The sequence below is a fragment of the Luteimonas chenhongjianii genome (assembly GCF_002327105.1).
Taxonomy (GTDB): domain Bacteria; phylum Pseudomonadota; class Gammaproteobacteria; order Xanthomonadales; family Xanthomonadaceae; genus Luteimonas; species Luteimonas chenhongjianii.
On record NZ_CP023406.1, the window covers coordinates 1,097,114 to 1,113,595 of the forward strand.

At 69.8% G+C, this 16,482-nt stretch carries 5 protein-coding genes and 1 pseudogene; all 6 read left to right on the plus strand.

From position 1 onward, the window contains the following. The first annotated feature begins 16 nt into the window (after window positions 1–16). The 6 genes and pseudogenes from purL (at window position 17) to CNR27_RS05060 (ending at window position 16,444) form a co-directional block, all read left to right on the plus strand. The gene (gene purL / locus CNR27_RS04995; RefSeq protein ID WP_096297214.1) at window positions 17–3,922 is read left to right on the plus strand and encodes a phosphoribosylformylglycinamidine synthase; all 3,906 of its coding nucleotides are present in this window, start codon (window positions 17–19) and stop codon (window positions 3,920–3,922) included. A 386-nt stretch (window positions 3,923–4,308) separates the two neighbouring features. Then, window positions 4,309–4,413: pseudogene (locus CNR27_RS15885) on the plus strand (ESPR domain-containing protein); the annotation flags it as partial. Between the two features lie 36 nt (window positions 4,414–4,449). Then, window positions 4,450–12,885: a beta strand repeat-containing protein gene (locus tag CNR27_RS15210; protein ID WP_245815754.1), complete on the plus strand. Its 8,436-nt coding sequence runs from the start codon at window positions 4,450–4,452 to the stop codon at window positions 12,883–12,885. Between the two features lie 154 nt (window positions 12,886–13,039). After that, entirely contained in the window at window positions 13,040–14,953 is a 1,914-nt protein-coding gene (locus CNR27_RS05050; RefSeq protein WP_158613497.1) for a S8 family peptidase, read from the plus strand. A gap of 325 nt (window positions 14,954–15,278) precedes the next feature. After that, the gene (locus CNR27_RS05055; protein WP_096297216.1) at window positions 15,279–15,686 is read left to right on the plus strand and encodes a hypothetical protein; all 408 of its coding nucleotides are present in this window, start codon (window positions 15,279–15,281) and stop codon (window positions 15,684–15,686) included. A gap of 113 nt (window positions 15,687–15,799) precedes the next feature. Next, on the plus strand, window positions 15,800–16,444 hold the full coding sequence (locus tag CNR27_RS05060; protein ID WP_245815755.1) for a DUF2242 domain-containing protein: 645 nt from the start codon (window positions 15,800–15,802) through the stop codon (window positions 16,442–16,444). Window positions 16,445–16,482: the final 38 nt, after the last annotated feature.

The following is a 16,482-nucleotide window of genomic DNA, read 5'->3' on the forward strand; positions in this document are numbered from 1 at the left end:
ATCGGTGTCCCCGGACATGATCGTCCTCGAGGGCCAACAGGCCCTGTCACCGTTCCGTCGCGAACGGCTTGAAGCACGTCTGCAGTCGGTGTCGCCCACGCTCCGCGTGGTTGGCGCCTGGCATGTCTACTTCGTCGAGGCCGAGCCCGGGCGGACGCCCGACGACGCCACGCTCCGACGCATCCTCGAGGTCGACGCCGGCCCGGCGACGGCGTGCGCCGACGGCGCGGTCACGCGCTATGTGTCGCCGCGCCTCGGCACGATTTCGCCATGGGCGAGCAAGGCCACCGAGCTGCTGCGGGGCGCCGGCCTGCCGGTGCATCGCGTCGAGCGCGGGCTGCGGCTGGATCTGGCCGGCTGGCCGGAGGATGCCGCGCTGCAGGCGGCAGTCGCCAAGCTGCTGCACGATCCGATGACGCAGTCGCTGCTGGCCGATGTCCGGGCCGCCGACGCGCTGTTCGCGGTGCCGGCGCGCGGCGCCCTCGAGCGCATTGCGCTTGCCGATCTCGATGACGCCAACCGGCGTCTGGGACTGGCGCTCGCCGATGACGAGATCGCCTACCTGCGCGAGCGCTTCGGCGCGCTGGGGCGCGACCCCTCGGATGTCGAGCTGATGATGTTCGCCCAGGCGAACTCCGAGCATTGCCGGCACAAGATCTTCAACGCCTCCTGGACCATCGACGGCGAGGACATGCAGCGCAGCAACGGCCGCCCCGAGTCGCTGTTCGGCATGATCCGCCATACCCATGCGCAGACCCCCGAGCACACGCTGTCGGCCTACAGCGACAACGCTGCGGTCGTCGAAGGCTATCCGGCGCAGCGGTTCCGTCCCGATCCGGTGTCGTTCGAATACCGCAGCGAGCCGCTGGTCGAGAGCGCGTTCTGCATCAAGGTCGAGACCCACAACCATCCCACCGCGATCTCGCCGTTCGCCGGCGCGGCCACCGGCGCCGGTGGGGAGATTCGCGACGAGGGCGCGACCGGTCGCGGCGGCAAGCCCAAGGCCGGTCTGACCGGCTTCTCGGTCTCGCACCTGCGCATTCCGACGCTGCCGCAGCCGTGGGAGGCGCCGCGCGCGCTGAACCCGCGCATGGCACCGGCGCTGGAGATCATGCTCGACGGCCCGCTTGGCGGTGCCGCGTTCAACAACGAGTTCGGCCGCCCGAATCTGCTGGGCTATTTCCGCAGCTTCGAGCTGCCGGAAGGCGAGGACGGCCTGGTCCGCGGCTACGACAAGCCGATCATGCTCGCCGGCGGCCTGGGCGCGATCGATCGCGTGATGGTCGAGAAGAAGACCCTCTCCCCCGGCGACGCGGTCGTCGTGCTCGGCGGTCCGGCGATGCTGATCGGCCTGGGCGGCGGCGCGGCGAGTTCGGTGGCCTCGGGCGAGAGCGCCGAAGACCTGGACTTCGCCAGCGTGCAGCGCGACAACCCGGAAATGGAGCGCCGCGTGCAGGAGGTCATCGACCGCTGCGTGGCGATGGGTGATCACAATCCCATCCTGTGGTTCCACGATGTCGGCGCGGGCGGCCTGTCGAATGCGATTCCCGAACTTCTGCACGACTCGGGCGTCGGCGGTGTCGTCGATCTCGACCGGGTGCCGAGTGACGATCCCTCGTTGTCGCCGATGCAGCTGTGGTGCAACGAATCGCAGGAGCGCTACGTCCTGGGCATTCCGCAGGATCGCGTCGCGGAATTCCAGGCGCTGTGCGCGCGGGAGCGCTGCCCGGTGGCGATCGTCGGCGTGGCGACGGCGAAGGAGCATCTGACCGTCGGACATGGCGCCACGCCCGACACGGTCGGCAGCGGTCGCGACTGGCCCATCGACCTGCCCATGGACCTGCTGTTCGGCAAGCCGCCGAAGATGCACCGCGACACCGGGCGCCTGGCGCCGCATCGCTGGCCGGCGCTCAACAGCCGCGCCATCGACCTCCACGAAGCCGGTCTGCGGGTGCTGGCGCATCCGACCGTCGCGTCGAAGTCGTTCCTGGTCACCATCGGCGATCGCAGCGTGGGCGGGCTGACCGCGCGCGACCAGATGGTCGGCCCCTGGCAGCTGCCGGTGGCGGACTGCGCGATCACGCTGTCAGGGTTCGATGGCTACACCGGCGAGGCGATGGCGATCGGTGAGCGCAGCCCGCTGGCGCTGATCGATTCCGCCGCCGCCGCGCGCATGGCCGTGGGCGAGGCGATCACCAATCTGTGCGCCGCGCCGGTCGAAACCCTGCACCGGGTCAAGCTCTCGGCGAACTGGATGGCCGCGGCCGGGCATCCCGGCGAGGACGCGCGGTTGTTCGATGCCGTGCATGCGGTCGCGATGGAGCTGTGCCCGGACATCGATCTGGCCATTCCGGTCGGCAAGGATTCGCTGTCCATGCAGGCGCAGTGGCAGGGCGGCGACGGTCCCCACAAGGTGGTCTCGCCGGTCTCGCTGGTGATCACCGCGTTCGCGCCGGTGACCGACGTGCGCACGCAGCTCACCCCCTTGCTGGCGCGCGAGCCCGACTCGGAGATCTGGCTGATCGGCCTGGGCGCCGGCAAGCAGCGCCTCGGCGGCTCGGTCCTGGCGCAGTGCTTCGACGGGTTCGGCGGCCCGTGTCCCGATGTCGATGAGCCGGACCGGCTCAAGGCCTTCTTCGAACTGATCTGCGAAGCGCGCGAGGCCGGACTTCTGCGCGCCTATCACGACCGCTCCGACGGCGGCGCGTTCGCGGCGCTGTGCGAAATGGCGTTCTGCGCCCATGTGGGCCTCGACATCGACCTCGATGGCTGGGGCGACGGCCGCAACCGCGACGCCATGCGCACCCTGTTCTCCGAGGAGCTCGGCGCCGTGGTGCAGATCGCCTGCGAAGACCGCGCCGAGTTCGCCGATCTGGTGGCACGTCATGGCTTGATCGACTGCGCCCAGCGCATCGCCAGGCCGACCACCGCGAACACGATCCGCGTGCTCGACGCCGATGGCGTGCTGGCCGAGTGGAAGTGGGAAACGCTGTTCGACGCATGGTGGTCGGTCAGCCACGCGATGCAGGCGTTGCGTGACAACCCCGCCTGCGCCGACGAGGAGCGGGCGAGCGCACGCCGGTTCGATGCCCCGCCGATGCGTCCGGTGCTGAGCTTCGATCCGGCGGAAGACGTGGCGGCGCCGTACATCGCCACCGGCGCCCGGCCGCGGGTCGCGGTGCTGCGCGAGCAGGGCGTCAATGGCCAGATCGAGATGGCCGCAGGTTTCGACCGCGCCGGTTTCACCGCGATCGACGTGCACATGAGCGACCTGATCGAGGGGCGCGTGGACCTGGCCACCATGCAGGGTCTGGTCGCCTGTGGCGGCTTCAGCTATGGCGACGTGCTGGGTGCAGGCCGCGGCTGGGCGACCTCGATCCTGGAGCGTCCGGCGCTGCGCGAGGCCTTCGCCGCGTTCTTCGCCCGCGGCGATACCTTCTCGCTGGGCGTCTGCAACGGCTGCCAGATGCTGTCGCAGCTCAAGCCGATCATCCCCGGTGCCCAGCACTGGCCACGCTTCCTGCGCAATCGCAGCGAACAGTTCGAAGCCCGCTTCGGTCTGCTCGAGGTCGAGGACTCGCCGTCGCTGTTCCTCTCCGGCATGGCCGGCTCGCGCTTGCCGGTGGCGATCGCCCACGGTGAGGGACGCGTCGCGTTCGACAACGACGCCGATCGCGTTGCCGCCACGGTCGCTCTGCGCTACGTGGACGGCGACGGACCCGCGCAGCACTACCCGGCCAACCCCAACGGCTCGCAGGACGCCATTGCCGGTCTCGCGTCCAGCGATGGCCGCGCGACGATCCTCATGCCGCACCCCGAGCGCACGCCGCGTACGGCCAATCTGAGCTGGGCGCCGGAAAATTGGCCCGAGGACAGCCCATGGCTGCGCCTGTTCAGAAACGCAAGAGTCGCTTTGGGTTAATTAAAACCGCTTTGAATTCAGCGGTTTATGGCCTTTAAAAACAGCCCCGGCGCGCAATCGCCGGGGCTTTTTTCGTGATCAAATATAAATATGTGACGCAGGTCACGTAAATGATCGCATGCGGCAGTCATGAGCCGTTTAAGTCGTTGATCGGTGGAAATTGTCAGGTTTTGTCCTTGACGGGCACATAACGCGGCGCAAGTATCGACGGAAATCCGGCGTTTGGGGGCGGTTCAACTTGTGCAAGACCACGAACGCGGTCCCCGGTGCCGCCCCAATTGCCGCTCCGGCGGCCCCCGCCCACGCGATGTAGGAATCCAGCCCACGGCCTGCGCAAGGTCGTGGCTTTTTTTTACCTATCAGATCAGCGACTTGGAGAGGATCGAATGAACCGGATCTATCGGAAGGTTTGGAGCCACGCGCTCAGGCAGCTCGTGGTGGCATCGGAACTTGCCACTGGAGATTCGACGACCGGAAGCGCGTCGCGTGTGGTGGACCGCCGCGGTCCCGCTGTGCTCTCGGCTGCCATGCTCCTGGTCCTGTCGGGAGCTGGTCTTCCCCTCTGGGCGCAGTCCACGGCGGTCGGGGGCGCGGGCTCGTGTGCGGTGGTCACCGGTGGCCGTCTCGTGGTCACCCAGTGCGCAATTACCGGAAGCGCAAACGCATCCGGTGCCAACGCCACAGCGTTCGGCGCGCAGGCGGTCGCGAGCGGTGCCCAGGCGACAGCCCTGGGCTATGCAGCCCAGGCGACGGGCCCCAACTCCACCGCAACCGGTGCCAACGCGCGCGCGACCGCCAACAGCGCGACCGCTTCCGGTGCGAACGCGCGCGCGTCCGCCGCGAATGCCTCGGCCATCGGTGCGGGCGCAACGGCGGGCGCCACCGGCGCCACCGCGCTGGGGTCCAACGCGCAGGCATCGCGCGCGCAATCGACTGCGGTGGGCTTCACCGCGCAGGCGCTCGCAGACGGTGGAACCGCCGTGGGTCGGGCAGCTACGGTGCGCGCAGGGGCAACCGACGCGGTTGCGATCGGCCACGGGTCGGTCGCGACCGAAGCGGATACGGTTTCGTTCGGCGACGGTGTTGGCACCGGCGCTGCGGGGACGCCTGCGACGCGTCGTCTGGTCAACGTCGCCGACGGCATCGCCGACAGCGACGCGGCCACGGTGGGCCAGGTGGACGATGCGGTCGCGGTATCCACCCGCCACTTCCAGGCCACCGGCGATGACGATGCGATCGTCGAAGGCGATGAAGCGGTGGCGGCCGGCGCCGGAGCTTTTGCGGAAGGGGACTTCACGACGGCGGTGGGTTCGAACGCCTCGGCGTTCGAGCAGGGTGCCAGCGCGCTGGGCAGCGGCGCGGTGGCGAGCGGCTTGGAGGCCACCGCGATCGGTTACGGCAGCAGCGCCCTGGCCGACCAGGCCACCGCGACAGGTGCGGGTGCCAGCGCAAGCGGGCCGGGCGCCACCGCCTCGGGCGCGGGCGCGCAGGCCTCCGGGACCGAAGCGTCGGCCATCGGCTACATCGCCGATGCCTCCGGCGAAGGCGCGACTGCAGTGGGCGCCGAGAGCGTGGCAGCGGGCGCGCAGTCCGCCGCGTTCGGCCTGCAGGCGCAAGCCGAGGGCGAATTCTCGACCGCAGTCGGCGCTGGCGCTTCGAGCGCCGGCTTCAACAGCACCGCAGTCGGAAATGCGAGCAGTGCGGCGGGCATTCTGGGCCTGGCCGTCGGCGCGGACAGCCAGGCTTCCGGCGATTTCAGCACGGCGGTCGGGACCGTCGCCGTCGCGTCGGGAGACGACAGCGTGGCGCTCGGCCTGTATGCCGAGGCGTCGGGCTCGCGCGCAGTCGCGCTGGGCGCGTATTCGGTTGCCGACCGCAGCGACAGCGTCTCGGTCGGCTCGGCAGGCAACGAACGGCAGATCACCAATGTCGCCGATGGCACTGAGACGACGGACGCGGTGAATCTCGGCCAGCTCGAAAGCGCGACCGCGCAACTGGCCTATGTACAGGCGACCGGTGACGGCCAGGCCTTTGCTGCCGGTGAGGAGGCGACGGCGGTGGGTTCCGACGCGTTCGCCGACGGCGACTACGCCACGTCGGTCGGCTCGGGCAGCAGCGCCTACGGCCAGGGCGCCTCCGCATTCGGATCGGGCGCGCAGGCCGATGGCCAGTACGCGAGCGCGTCCGGCTACGGCGCTTCTGCGAGCGCTGATTCCGCGACGGCTGTCGGAGGCACGCTTTACTACACGGATCCATCCACTGGCGAGGTCCTGCTCGACCGCAACACTGCCGCCTCCAATGTCGGGGCCTCCGCATTCGGCGCGGGCGCCGAGGCCTCGGGTGCGTTCTCCACCGCAACCGGCGCTGGTGCCACCGCCGAAGGGGGGCAGTCCACGGCTACCGGTTACAGCAGCACCGCCGGCGCGGACTATGCCACCGCCGCGGGCGGCTTCTCGGAGGCCACGGCCAACTTCTCGACTGCGCTTGGCTATGGCACGAACGCTTCCGCTGCCAATGCCACCGCTGTCGGCGTCGGCGCGAGCGCCAGCGGCACCAGCGCCGTGGCCGTCGGCAGCAGCGCAAACGCAAGCGTCGCCAGCGGCGTGGCGGTCGGCGGATCTTCGCAGGCGACAGGGACCAACGGCACTGCGGTCGGCGGCTCGAGCCGGGCCACCGGTGCCAACGCCACTGCAGTCGGCCAGTTCGCCTGGGCGACGGCCGTCGGCACGACCGCGATGGGCCGCGATTCGTTCGCCTACGGGCAGAACGCGACAGCGCTCGGTCTGAGCGCATGGGCAAATGGCGTGAACAGTGTCGCGCTCGGTGCGGGGGCGCGTGCGACCGAAGAAGGCGTGGTATCGATCGGCAACGGCACTGGCGCGAGCGGCTTCCCTGCGACGCGCCGCATCACCAATCTCGCGCCGGGCATCAATGCCACCGACGCGGTGAACCGGGCCCAGCTCGATGCCGTGGCCGAAGTCGCGGAAAGCACCAGCAAGTACTTCACCGCGACCGGCGGCGCGGACAACGACAACGCGGCAGCGGCCGATGGCGAGTACGCCACTGCCGCAGGCGAGAGTGCCTATGCCGGCGCCGACGGCGCTTCGGCCTTCGGCAGCGGCGCGTTTGCATTGGGCGATCAGGCGACGGCAGTCGGCTTCAACGCCACCGCGGAAGGCCAGAACAGCGCCGCCTTCGGCGCGGGCGCGAGCGCGTCGGGTGCGGCCAGCGTGGCGGTCGGCGGGACGGCGGTTGACGAGAATGGCGAGCCGCTGCTCCTCGATGCGGACGGCCTGCCGGTCGAAGTCGCCGCGACCAGTGCGGGCGTGGCGGGCACGGCCGTCGGCGCGAGCGCAAGCGCCAGCGGCTTCGCAGGCTCGGCTTATGGCGTGGGCGCATCGGCCGCGGGCGAGGTGTCTTCCGCCTTTGGTGCGGTCGCGACGGCTGCGGGCGACGCGTCGACTGCAATGGGTTACGCGGCCGCTGCGACCAGCGCGGATTCGACGGCGATCGGCTCGTACTCGGTGGCCAGCGGCATCAACAGCGTTGCGGTGGGCGGTGGCGCCGGCTTCTTCAATCTGTTCCCGACCGAGGCGAGTGGCAACTACTCGACGGCAATTGGCGGCGCGGCCTGGGCATCGGGCTTCAACACCACGGCTGTCGGCAACTTCTCCACCGCGGCCGGCGACAACAGCTTGGCGCTGGGCTCGGACGCGACGGCGAGCGCGGAGGGGAGCGTTGCCCTGGGGCAGGGTTCGGAGGCCGACCGCGACAACACCGTGTCAGTGGGCTCCGAAGATAACGAGCGCCAGATCACCAATGTCGCCGCCGGCACGGAAGCGACGGATGCGGTGAACCTGGGGCAGCTGGAAGACGCCACTGCCAACAGCAAATACTTCCGCGCGACCGGCGATGGCGAAGCCTATGCCGACGGTCAGGACGCGACCGCGTCGGGTTCCAACGCGATCGCCGAGGCGGACTACTCGACCGCGGTCGGTTCGACGTCCAGTGCGATGGGCGTCGGGTCGTCGGCCGTCGGCAGCGGCGCGAGCGCCTGGGGGCAGTACGCGACGGCGTCCGGCTACAACGCCGTGGCCGAAGGCGACTCGAGCACCGCAGTGGGCGGCTGGCTGTATTACGAGGATCCGGACACGGGCGAGGTGCTGCTTGACCAGACCACGACGGCGATCGGCCCGGGCGCCTCGGCGTTGGGCGCCGGTGCGCAGGCGGTTGGTGCGTTCAGCACCGCGAGCGGCGCCGCCGCCTCGGCGGAAGGCCAGCAGTCGACGGCACTGGGCTACAGCAGCTCGGCGCTGACGGACGGCTCGAGCGCCCTAGGCGCGTTTGCGGAGGCGACCGGCGGGTTCGCCACCGCCGTGGGCTATGGCAGCGTTGCCAGCGGCGACTACGGTCTGGCAGTCGGCGGCATCGCCGATTACGGCGACCTGCTGATCGGCTGGCCGGGTCTGATCCTGCAGACCACCGAGGCCAGCGGCATCGCATCGACTGCACTCGGCAACGGCGCCCTGGCGACCGAGATCGGCGCGACGGCGGTCGGCACCCTGGCAGAAGCGACCGGCGTGCAGGCGACATCGGTCGGCACATTGGCCTACGCCACCGCCGATGGCGCGTCGGCGCTCGGCAGCGGCAGCTCCGCCTCTGGCGAAGACGCAACCGCGATCGGTTTCCTGGCCGATGCCTCGGCGAGCAACAGCGTCGCGCTGGGCGCAGGTTCAGAGGCTGACCGCAACGACACCGTCTCGGTCGGCGCAGCCGGCAGCGAACGCCAGATCACCAACGTGGCTGCCGGCACCCAGGGCACCGACGCGGTGAATCTCGACCAGCTGGAAGGCGCCACCCAGTACAACAAGTACTTCGCTGCGACCGGCAACAACGAAGATCCCGCGGATGATGTGGGCGCATGGGCGGAAGGCGCGAACGCGACCGCGGCTGGTGATGCCAGCAATGCCATTGGCGACGGGGCATCCGCCCTCGGCAGCGGCGCCTTTGCATTCGGCGAACAGGCGACGGCGATCGGCTTCAACGCGACCGCCTCGGCGGCCAACGCGATCGCGATCGGCGCGACGGCGGAGGCCAACGGCGAGTACGCCGTGGCCCTCGGCGCGGAGAGCCTGGCGAGCGGCGAGCTTTCGACCGCCACCGGTGCAGCTGCGGTCGCCAGTGGCGACGGCAGCCTGGCGTCCGGTGCGCTTGCCGAGGCCTCGGGGATCGAGTCGACGGCGGTTGGCTTCTTTGCCGAAGCCTCCGGTGAAACCTCCACCGCAGTCGGCGCCGAGAGCATTGCCAGCGGCAACGAGTCGGCGGCGTTCGGCTTCCTGGCCGAAGCCTCGGGTGCGTTCTCGACGGCAGCGGGTGGCAACGCCGCGGCGACCGGCTTCAACAGCTCGGCGCTGGGCAATGCGAGCACGGCCTCGGGCGAGGACAGCGTCGCGATAGGTTCCGACAGCACCGCTGCGGGGATCGGCAGCACGGCAGTAGGCCAGGGCAGCATCGCGTCGGCCGAGGCGAGCACCGCGCTGGGCGGCATCGTCGATGGCTTCTCGGCGGAAGCGACCGGTCTGGGTGCAACCGCGCTCGGCGCAGGGTCGGGCGCGACGGCCGACTTCACGACGGCAGTGGGCACGCTGTCGTGGGCGGACGGCGAAGATTCCACGGCAGTGGGCTTCAACGCGTATGCATCCGCGGACAACAGCGTCGCACTGGGCGCATATTCCGAGGCCGACCGCGCCAACAGCGTGTCTGTGGGCTCGGAGGATAACGAGCGCCAGATCACCAATGTCGCCGCCGGCACGGAAGCGACGGATGCGGTGAACCTAGGTCAGCTGGAAGAGGCGACTGCCGACAGCAAATACTTCCGCGCGACCGGCGATGGCGAAGCCTATGCCGACGGTCAGGACGCGACCGCGTCGGGTTCCAACGCGATCGCCGAGGCGGACTACTCGACCGCGGTCGGTTCGACGACCAGCGCGATGGGCGTCGGCTCGTCGGCCTTCGGCAGCGGGGCGAGCGCCTGGGGGCAGTACGCGACGGCGTCCGGCTACAACGCCGTGGCCGAAGGCGACTCGAGCACCGCAGTTGGCGGCTGGCTGTATTACGAAGATCCGGGCACGGGCGAGGTGCTGCTCGACCAGACCACGACGGCGATCGGCCCGGGCGCCTCGGCGTTGGGCGCCGGCGCGCAGGCGGTCGGTGCGTTCAGCACCGCGAGCGGCGCCGCCGCCTCGGCGGAAGGCCAGCAGTCGACGGCACTGGGCTACAGCAGCTCGGCGCTGACGGACGGCTCGAGCGCCCTAGGCGCGTTTGCGGAGGCGACCGGCGGGTTCGCCACCGCCGTGGGCTATGGCAGCGTTGCCAGCGGCGACTACGGTCTGGCAGTCGGCGGCATCGCCGATTACGGCGACCTGCTGATCGGCTGGCCGGGTCTGATCCTGCAGACCACCGAGGCCAGCGGCATCGCATCGACTGCACTCGGCAACGGCGCCCTGGCGACCGAGATCGGCGCGACGGCGGTCGGCACCCTGGCAGAAGCGACCGGCGTGCAGGCGACATCGGTCGGCACATTGGCCTACGCCACCGCCGATGGCGCGTCGGCGCTCGGCAGCGGCAGCTCCGCCTCTGGCGAAGACGCAACCGCGATCGGTTTCCTGGCCGATGCCTCGGCGAGCAACAGCGTCGCGCTGGGCGCAGGTTCAGAGGCTGACCGCAACGACACCGTCTCGGTCGGCGCAGCCGGCAGCGAACGCCAGATCACCAACGTGGCTGCCGGCACCCAGGGCACCGACGCGGTGAATCTCGACCAGCTGGAAGGCGCCACGCAGTACAACAAGTACTTCGCTGCGACCGGCAACAACGAGGATCCTGCGGACGACGTAGGTGCCTTCGCGGAGGGCATCAACGCAACAGCCGCTGGCGATGCGAGCAATGCGATCGGCGATGGCGCATCGGCGTTCGGCAGTGGCTCGCTTGCGCAGGGCGACAACAGCACCGCTGTCGGCATGAACTCGGTGGCGTTCGGCCAGAACAGTGCGGCGTTGGGTGCCGGCGCGCAGGCCGATGGCGCAGCAAGCGTGGCCATCGGCGGTACAGCAGTGGACGAGGATGGCGAGCCGCTGCTGGTCGATGGCAGTGGCAATGCCATCGAGACATCCGCAACGAGCGCAGGCGTGGCTGGTACGGCGATCGGTGCCAGTGCCGAGGCCTCGGGGTTTGCCGGCTCTGCGGTCGGCGTGGGCGCATCCGCTGTCGGCGACCTTTCCGCGGCATTCGGCGCGGTCGCGTCGGCGCTGGGCGACCAATCGACCGCCATGGGCTATGCCTCCGCGGCGACGGCGGCCGACTCGACCGCGATCGGCTCCTATTCGATCGCAAGCGGACAGAACAGCGTGGCGGTCGGCGGCGGCGCGGGTCTGTTCAACCTCTTCCCCACAGAAGCCAGCGGCGATTTCTCCACGGCGATTGGTGGTGCTGCATGGGCCACCGGCTACAACAGCACTGCATTGGGCAACTTCTCCACCGCGGAGGGGAGTGACAGCGTCGCCCTGGGTTCGGATGCCGTAGCCAGTGCGAATGGCAGTGTCGCCCTCGGCCAGGGCGCTCTGGCGGATCGCCAGAACAGCGTTTCGGTGGGTACCGTTGGCGCCGAACGCCAGATCACCAATGTCGCCGATGGTGTCGTGGCCGAAGGCAGTACGGACGCCGTGACCGGCAGTCAGCTCAATCAAACGAACGTCCGCGTCGACGGCGTCGAAGACCGCATCGGAGATGTCGAGAATGTGGCCGCGAGCGCCGTCACCTATGACGACGAGACCCGCTCCCGCGTCACGCTCGCAGGCGAAGACGGCACGCGCCTGACCAACCTCGCGCGCGGCGCCGTCAGCGCGAGCAGCACCGATGCCATCACGGGCGGCCAGCTCCACGGGGCGCTGCAGACGACCGCCGATGCGCTGGGCGGTGGCGCTGCCGTGACCGCATTCGGCACGATCTCGGCGCCGACCTTTGCGATCCAGGGTGGCAACTACTTCTCGGTGGGCGATGCGTTCGGCGCACTCGACGCGGAAATCAGTGGGCTCAAGCAGCAGGTAGGCGATATCGACACGGCGATGCGGACGAGTGCGAACCGCGGTGATGGTGCGGTCGCATCCAAGGATGCACGCACCGGAGCGGCCGCGAGCGTTACGTCCGCCCCGGCCACGCCGGTGGCGACGCCCACCGGCACGGATGTCGCCAACACCGACGAGGTCGCTTCCGCTCCCGATGTCCAGGCCGAAGCGGGAGAGGCGCGTGGCGGGGTGACCACAACCGCGGCGGAGGACAGGGCGTCACGCGGCGAGATCGCCGGCACATCGGTCGAGTCCGTGCACGCGGATAGCGGCGACGGCAGTGCGGTTGCGACGGTTGCGGAGGAACCGGCTGCGCAGGGAACGGATGCGACTGCGGACACGGCGGGAAGCAGCCGGGTGTCCGGTGTTCCGACACCCGCATCGGTCTCCGCCCCGGTGGCGGTGGACAGTGCCGGAACTCCGATTGCGGGCGGCGCGGCCGCGGCTCCTGCAGACGCGATCTCCGCGGATGTGCGTGCCTATGCGGACAGTACCGCCACCCAGGCGGTTTCCAGTGCGAACGCCTATACCGATCAGCGCTTCGCCGCGTTCAACGACAGCTTCGACACCTTCAAGGGCGACGTGGAGCGGCGTTTCTACGACACGGATCGCCGCATCGACCGCCAGGGCGCGATGGGCGCGGCGATGCTCAACATGGCGACCAGTGCCGCCGGTATCCGCACCCAGAACCGGGTCGGCGTCGGCGTCGGGTTCCAGGGGGGCGAGAGCGCATTGTCGGTCGGCTACCAGCGGGCGATCAGCGACCGGGCAACGATGACCGTGGGTGGTGCGTTCAGTGGCGATGAGAAGTCGATCGGCGTGGGTGCCGGTTTCGGCTGGTAGGCAATGCGCCGCGCCCGGCGATTGTCGGTCGCGGCAACAGCGGAGGTGCGTTGCGTTCGGGTCATCCCGTACGGAACGCATAGGACGCGGCCTGCATGGCGCAGCGCGGACTTGCGACATCTGGATCCATCACTTCAGTCAAGAGAGGCTACAAATGAAGAAGGGCATCATTCCGTGCACGCTGGCCGTTGCGGTCACTGCTGTACTCGCGGTCGGTACCGCGCAAGCGGCGGGGCAGGCACGCAAGTCCGGCCTCGAGGCGCCGCAGGTGACGACAACCGAAGCGCAGTTGCCGTTCACGCGCTTCATCGTCGAGTACAAGGACGGCACCCGCACCAGCCGGGACGCCGTCCTCGCCAGCGTCGATACCGCGCTGACCCGCGCGGGCCTCTCCACTGCCAAGCGCGCGACCAGGGCCACGTACGTGCGCAGGCTCGCGACCGGCCACGAGGTCGTGCGCCTGTCGCGCGGAGTCGACCGCGCGGAAGCCGCGACGCTGATGCGGCAGATCGCCAGCGATCCGAACGTCAAATCCGTGAGCCTCGACCGCCTGCGCCAGATCGCCGTGGCGCCGGTGCAGCCGGCCTACACGCCCAACGATCCGAACATCGATTGGCAATGGCACATGCTTGCGCCTGACGGCAGCGACACCTTCGACGGCGGGCCAAACCGCGGTGGTATCGACGCCCCCGCCGGCTGGGACCTGTCAGACGGCAACGGCATCACCGTCGCCGTGCTCGATACCGGCATCACCGCGCATCCGGACATCGACACCTCGATGGCCGATGCGGGCTACGACTTCATCAGCGACGCCTTCGTCTCCGGCCGCGCGACCGATGAACGGGTGCCGGGCGGTTGGGACCTTGGCGACTGGACGATCGGCTATCCAGGCGCGGGCAGCTGCCAGCAGCGCAACAGCTCTTGGCACGGCACGCACGTTGCCGGTACCGCCGGTGCGCAGCGCACCGACAACGGGGTCGGCGTGACCGGCGTCGCCTACGGTGCCAAGCACCTGCCGGTGCGCGTGCTCGGCCATTGCGGGGGCATGGAATCGGACATCAGTGACGCCATCATCTGGGCGGCCGGCGGTGAGGTGGCGGGCGTGCCGCTCAATGCGAATCCCGCGCAGGTCATCAACCTGAGCCTCGGCGGCAGCGGCCCGTGTTCGTCGGTGGAAGCTGCAGCGGTCGCCCGGGCGAACGAGCTCGGTGCGATCGTCGTCGTCGCGGCCGGCAACAGCAACGCCGATGTCAGCAACTTCTCGCCGGCGAACTGCCCGGGCGTGGTGACGGTTGCATCCAACGGCGTGACCAGCCGCCGCGCCTACTACTCGAACTACGGCGACGGCATCGACATCTCGGCGCCGGGCGGTGGCGTCTATCCGAACGACGGCAGCACCGGCAGCCCGATCGACGACGGTTTCGTGTGGCAGGCGCGCAATCCCAGCACCACCACGCCCACGCCCCTCGCGCAGATCACCGGCGTGCCCATCGGTGGTTCGGCCGGGACATCGCAGGCCTCCCCGCACGTGGCAGGCATCATCGCGCTGATGCAGAGCGCTCGCCTGGAAGCCGACCTGCCGCTGCTCGACACCGCCGAAGCGCTGGCGATCCTGCGTCAGACCGCGACCCCGTTCGCAGTGACGCCGGTCGCCAATCGCCAGATCGGGCCGGGTGTCGTCAACGCCGGGGCCGCCGTGCTCAAGGCGATCGAGCCGCCGTGTGAAGTCGATTGCGCGCCGCCCGCCACCCCGATCGTCAACGGAACGCCGGTGCGCGCGCTCTCCGGCGCGGCGGGCAGCGAGACGCTCTACAGCATCGAGGTTCCGACCGGTGTCACCGGTCCGCTGAGCATCACCACGACAGGTGGCAGCGGCGATGTCTCGCTGCACGTCAGCCTGGACGAGGCGCCTGGCGCCAGCGGCACCTGGAACTCCACGCGCCCGGGCAATTCGGAGACGATCCGCATCAATGCGCCCGTTGCGGGCGTGTACTACATCAAGCTGAGCGGTGTTCGCGCGTATTCGAATGTCACGCTGCAGGCACGTTTCACCCTGCCGCCGCTTTGAGCCAACGCCCGCTGTGCACGAGGCCGGCGGGATGCTGCATCCGCCGGCCTTGTGCATGTGTGCTCCGGCGCGGCCTGATCGTTCCAGCGGGGGCGAGGCAGCGGCCGATCGCGCAGTCACGCACGGGTCGATCGCGAGGCCCGGGCCGGATCGCCTGTCCATACGGCAGTCCGGCGCCCTTCAGGCCTGTTGGGCATACGGCGCCGCGCCGCGCTCTCCAGCGGCTTTCCGCATGCAGGCCACCGCTGGCAGCCGCGACACCGCCACGGGCGGGCGGCCGTCATCTGGGATACTGTCGCGCCAGTCCTGCGAACACCGTCGTCCGATGTCCATTTCGTCCAAGTCCCGCCGCGACGCGCGGCGTCGCAATGCCCCGCGCCGCCAGGATGGCGCCGCGCCTGCCGTGCAGGTCCATGCACAGCTCAAGAGTGTGGACGACCGCGTGCTCGCCGGCGGCACCTTCCACCAGGGCGAGTGGACGTTGGTGCTCCGCGGCGAACCGGTGGCGAATACGCCGAGCGCTGCGATGCTCATCGCGATGCTGCGGCACATCGCTGCATCACGAAAGGCGCAGGGCATCGCGACTTCGCTCTCGGTCTCCAAGGTGCTGGACGCGGCCGCGGCCGCCGAAGCGCAGGCACAAGGCCGCACCCTGGTGGAGCACCTCGACTGGCTGGAAGCCGAGCGGCGCACGCGCAACGAGCCAGCACCGCCCGCGCCGACCACACACTGAAGGCCTGGCCCCGAGGCCGGTTCCGTCTGCGGGATGAATGCGCAGGACCTGTCACCTGCCCGGGCCGGCGCCGTCGCTATCATGCGCTCCCCGCTCCAGCGAACGAACCGGTGATGCGCGCCCCGTCCCTGCTACGCCTGACCGCCACAATCCTCGCCATCTGCGTGCTGGCCGCCTGCGGCCGCAATGCGCGCGAGGACGCGCCGTTCATGGGCGAATCCTTCGACGCCGACGAGACCTATTCGCGTACCTATGCGCTGCCGCCGGCGCAGGTCTGCAGCGCGGCGCGTCTCGCCCTGCTCGGTCAGGGGTACGCGGTCGGCAAGGCGAATGACGATGCGGTCGAGGCGACCAAGAACTTCCAGCCCGAAGACGAGGTGCATACGCAGCTGTCGGTCCGCGTGTCCTGCGTGCCGCGGGGCAACGATGGATCGCTGCTGTTCGTCAGTGCGCTGCTCGACCGATACGTGCTGCGCAAGAGCTCGAACTCGGCCAGCGTCGGCGTCGGCGGCATCGGCTCGCTGTCCTTGCCGATCGGCAGCCGCGAAGACTCGCTGGTGCGCACCGCCAGCAGCACCGTGCAGGACACGGGCTTCTACCGCCGGTTCTTCGAACGTGTCGGCTACTACGTGCCTGCGCCCAGCAGTCGCGACCGCAAGCCGAGCCCGCTGGAGATGCGCCAGGAGGATCCACCGCCTGCGGATCTCAGGCACGGCGGCGATGCCACGTCCCCCGTTGGCGGCTCGCCTGCTCGCTGAAGCGATGGGCTGCGGCAACGCATTCGCGCAGCGACGGC

Bases quoted from the DNA above. Each gene is read 5' to 3' on its own strand.
- CNR27_RS15210 (WP_245815754.1), top strand. From the start codon at position 4,450: ATGCTCCTGGTCCTGTCGGGAGCTGGTCTTCCCCTCTGGGCGCAGTCC.
- CNR27_RS05060 (WP_245815755.1), top strand. From the start codon at position 15,800: ATGCGCGCCCCGTCCCTGCTACGCCTGACCGCCACAATCCTCGCCATC.
- purL (WP_096297214.1), top strand. From the start codon at position 17: ATGATCGTCCTCGAGGGCCAACAGGCCCTGTCACCGTTCCGTCGCGAA.
- CNR27_RS05050 (WP_158613497.1), top strand. From the start codon at position 13,040: ATGAAGAAGGGCATCATTCCGTGCACGCTGGCCGTTGCGGTCACTGCT.
- CNR27_RS05055 (WP_096297216.1), top strand. From the start codon at position 15,279: ATGTCCATTTCGTCCAAGTCCCGCCGCGACGCGCGGCGTCGCAATGCC.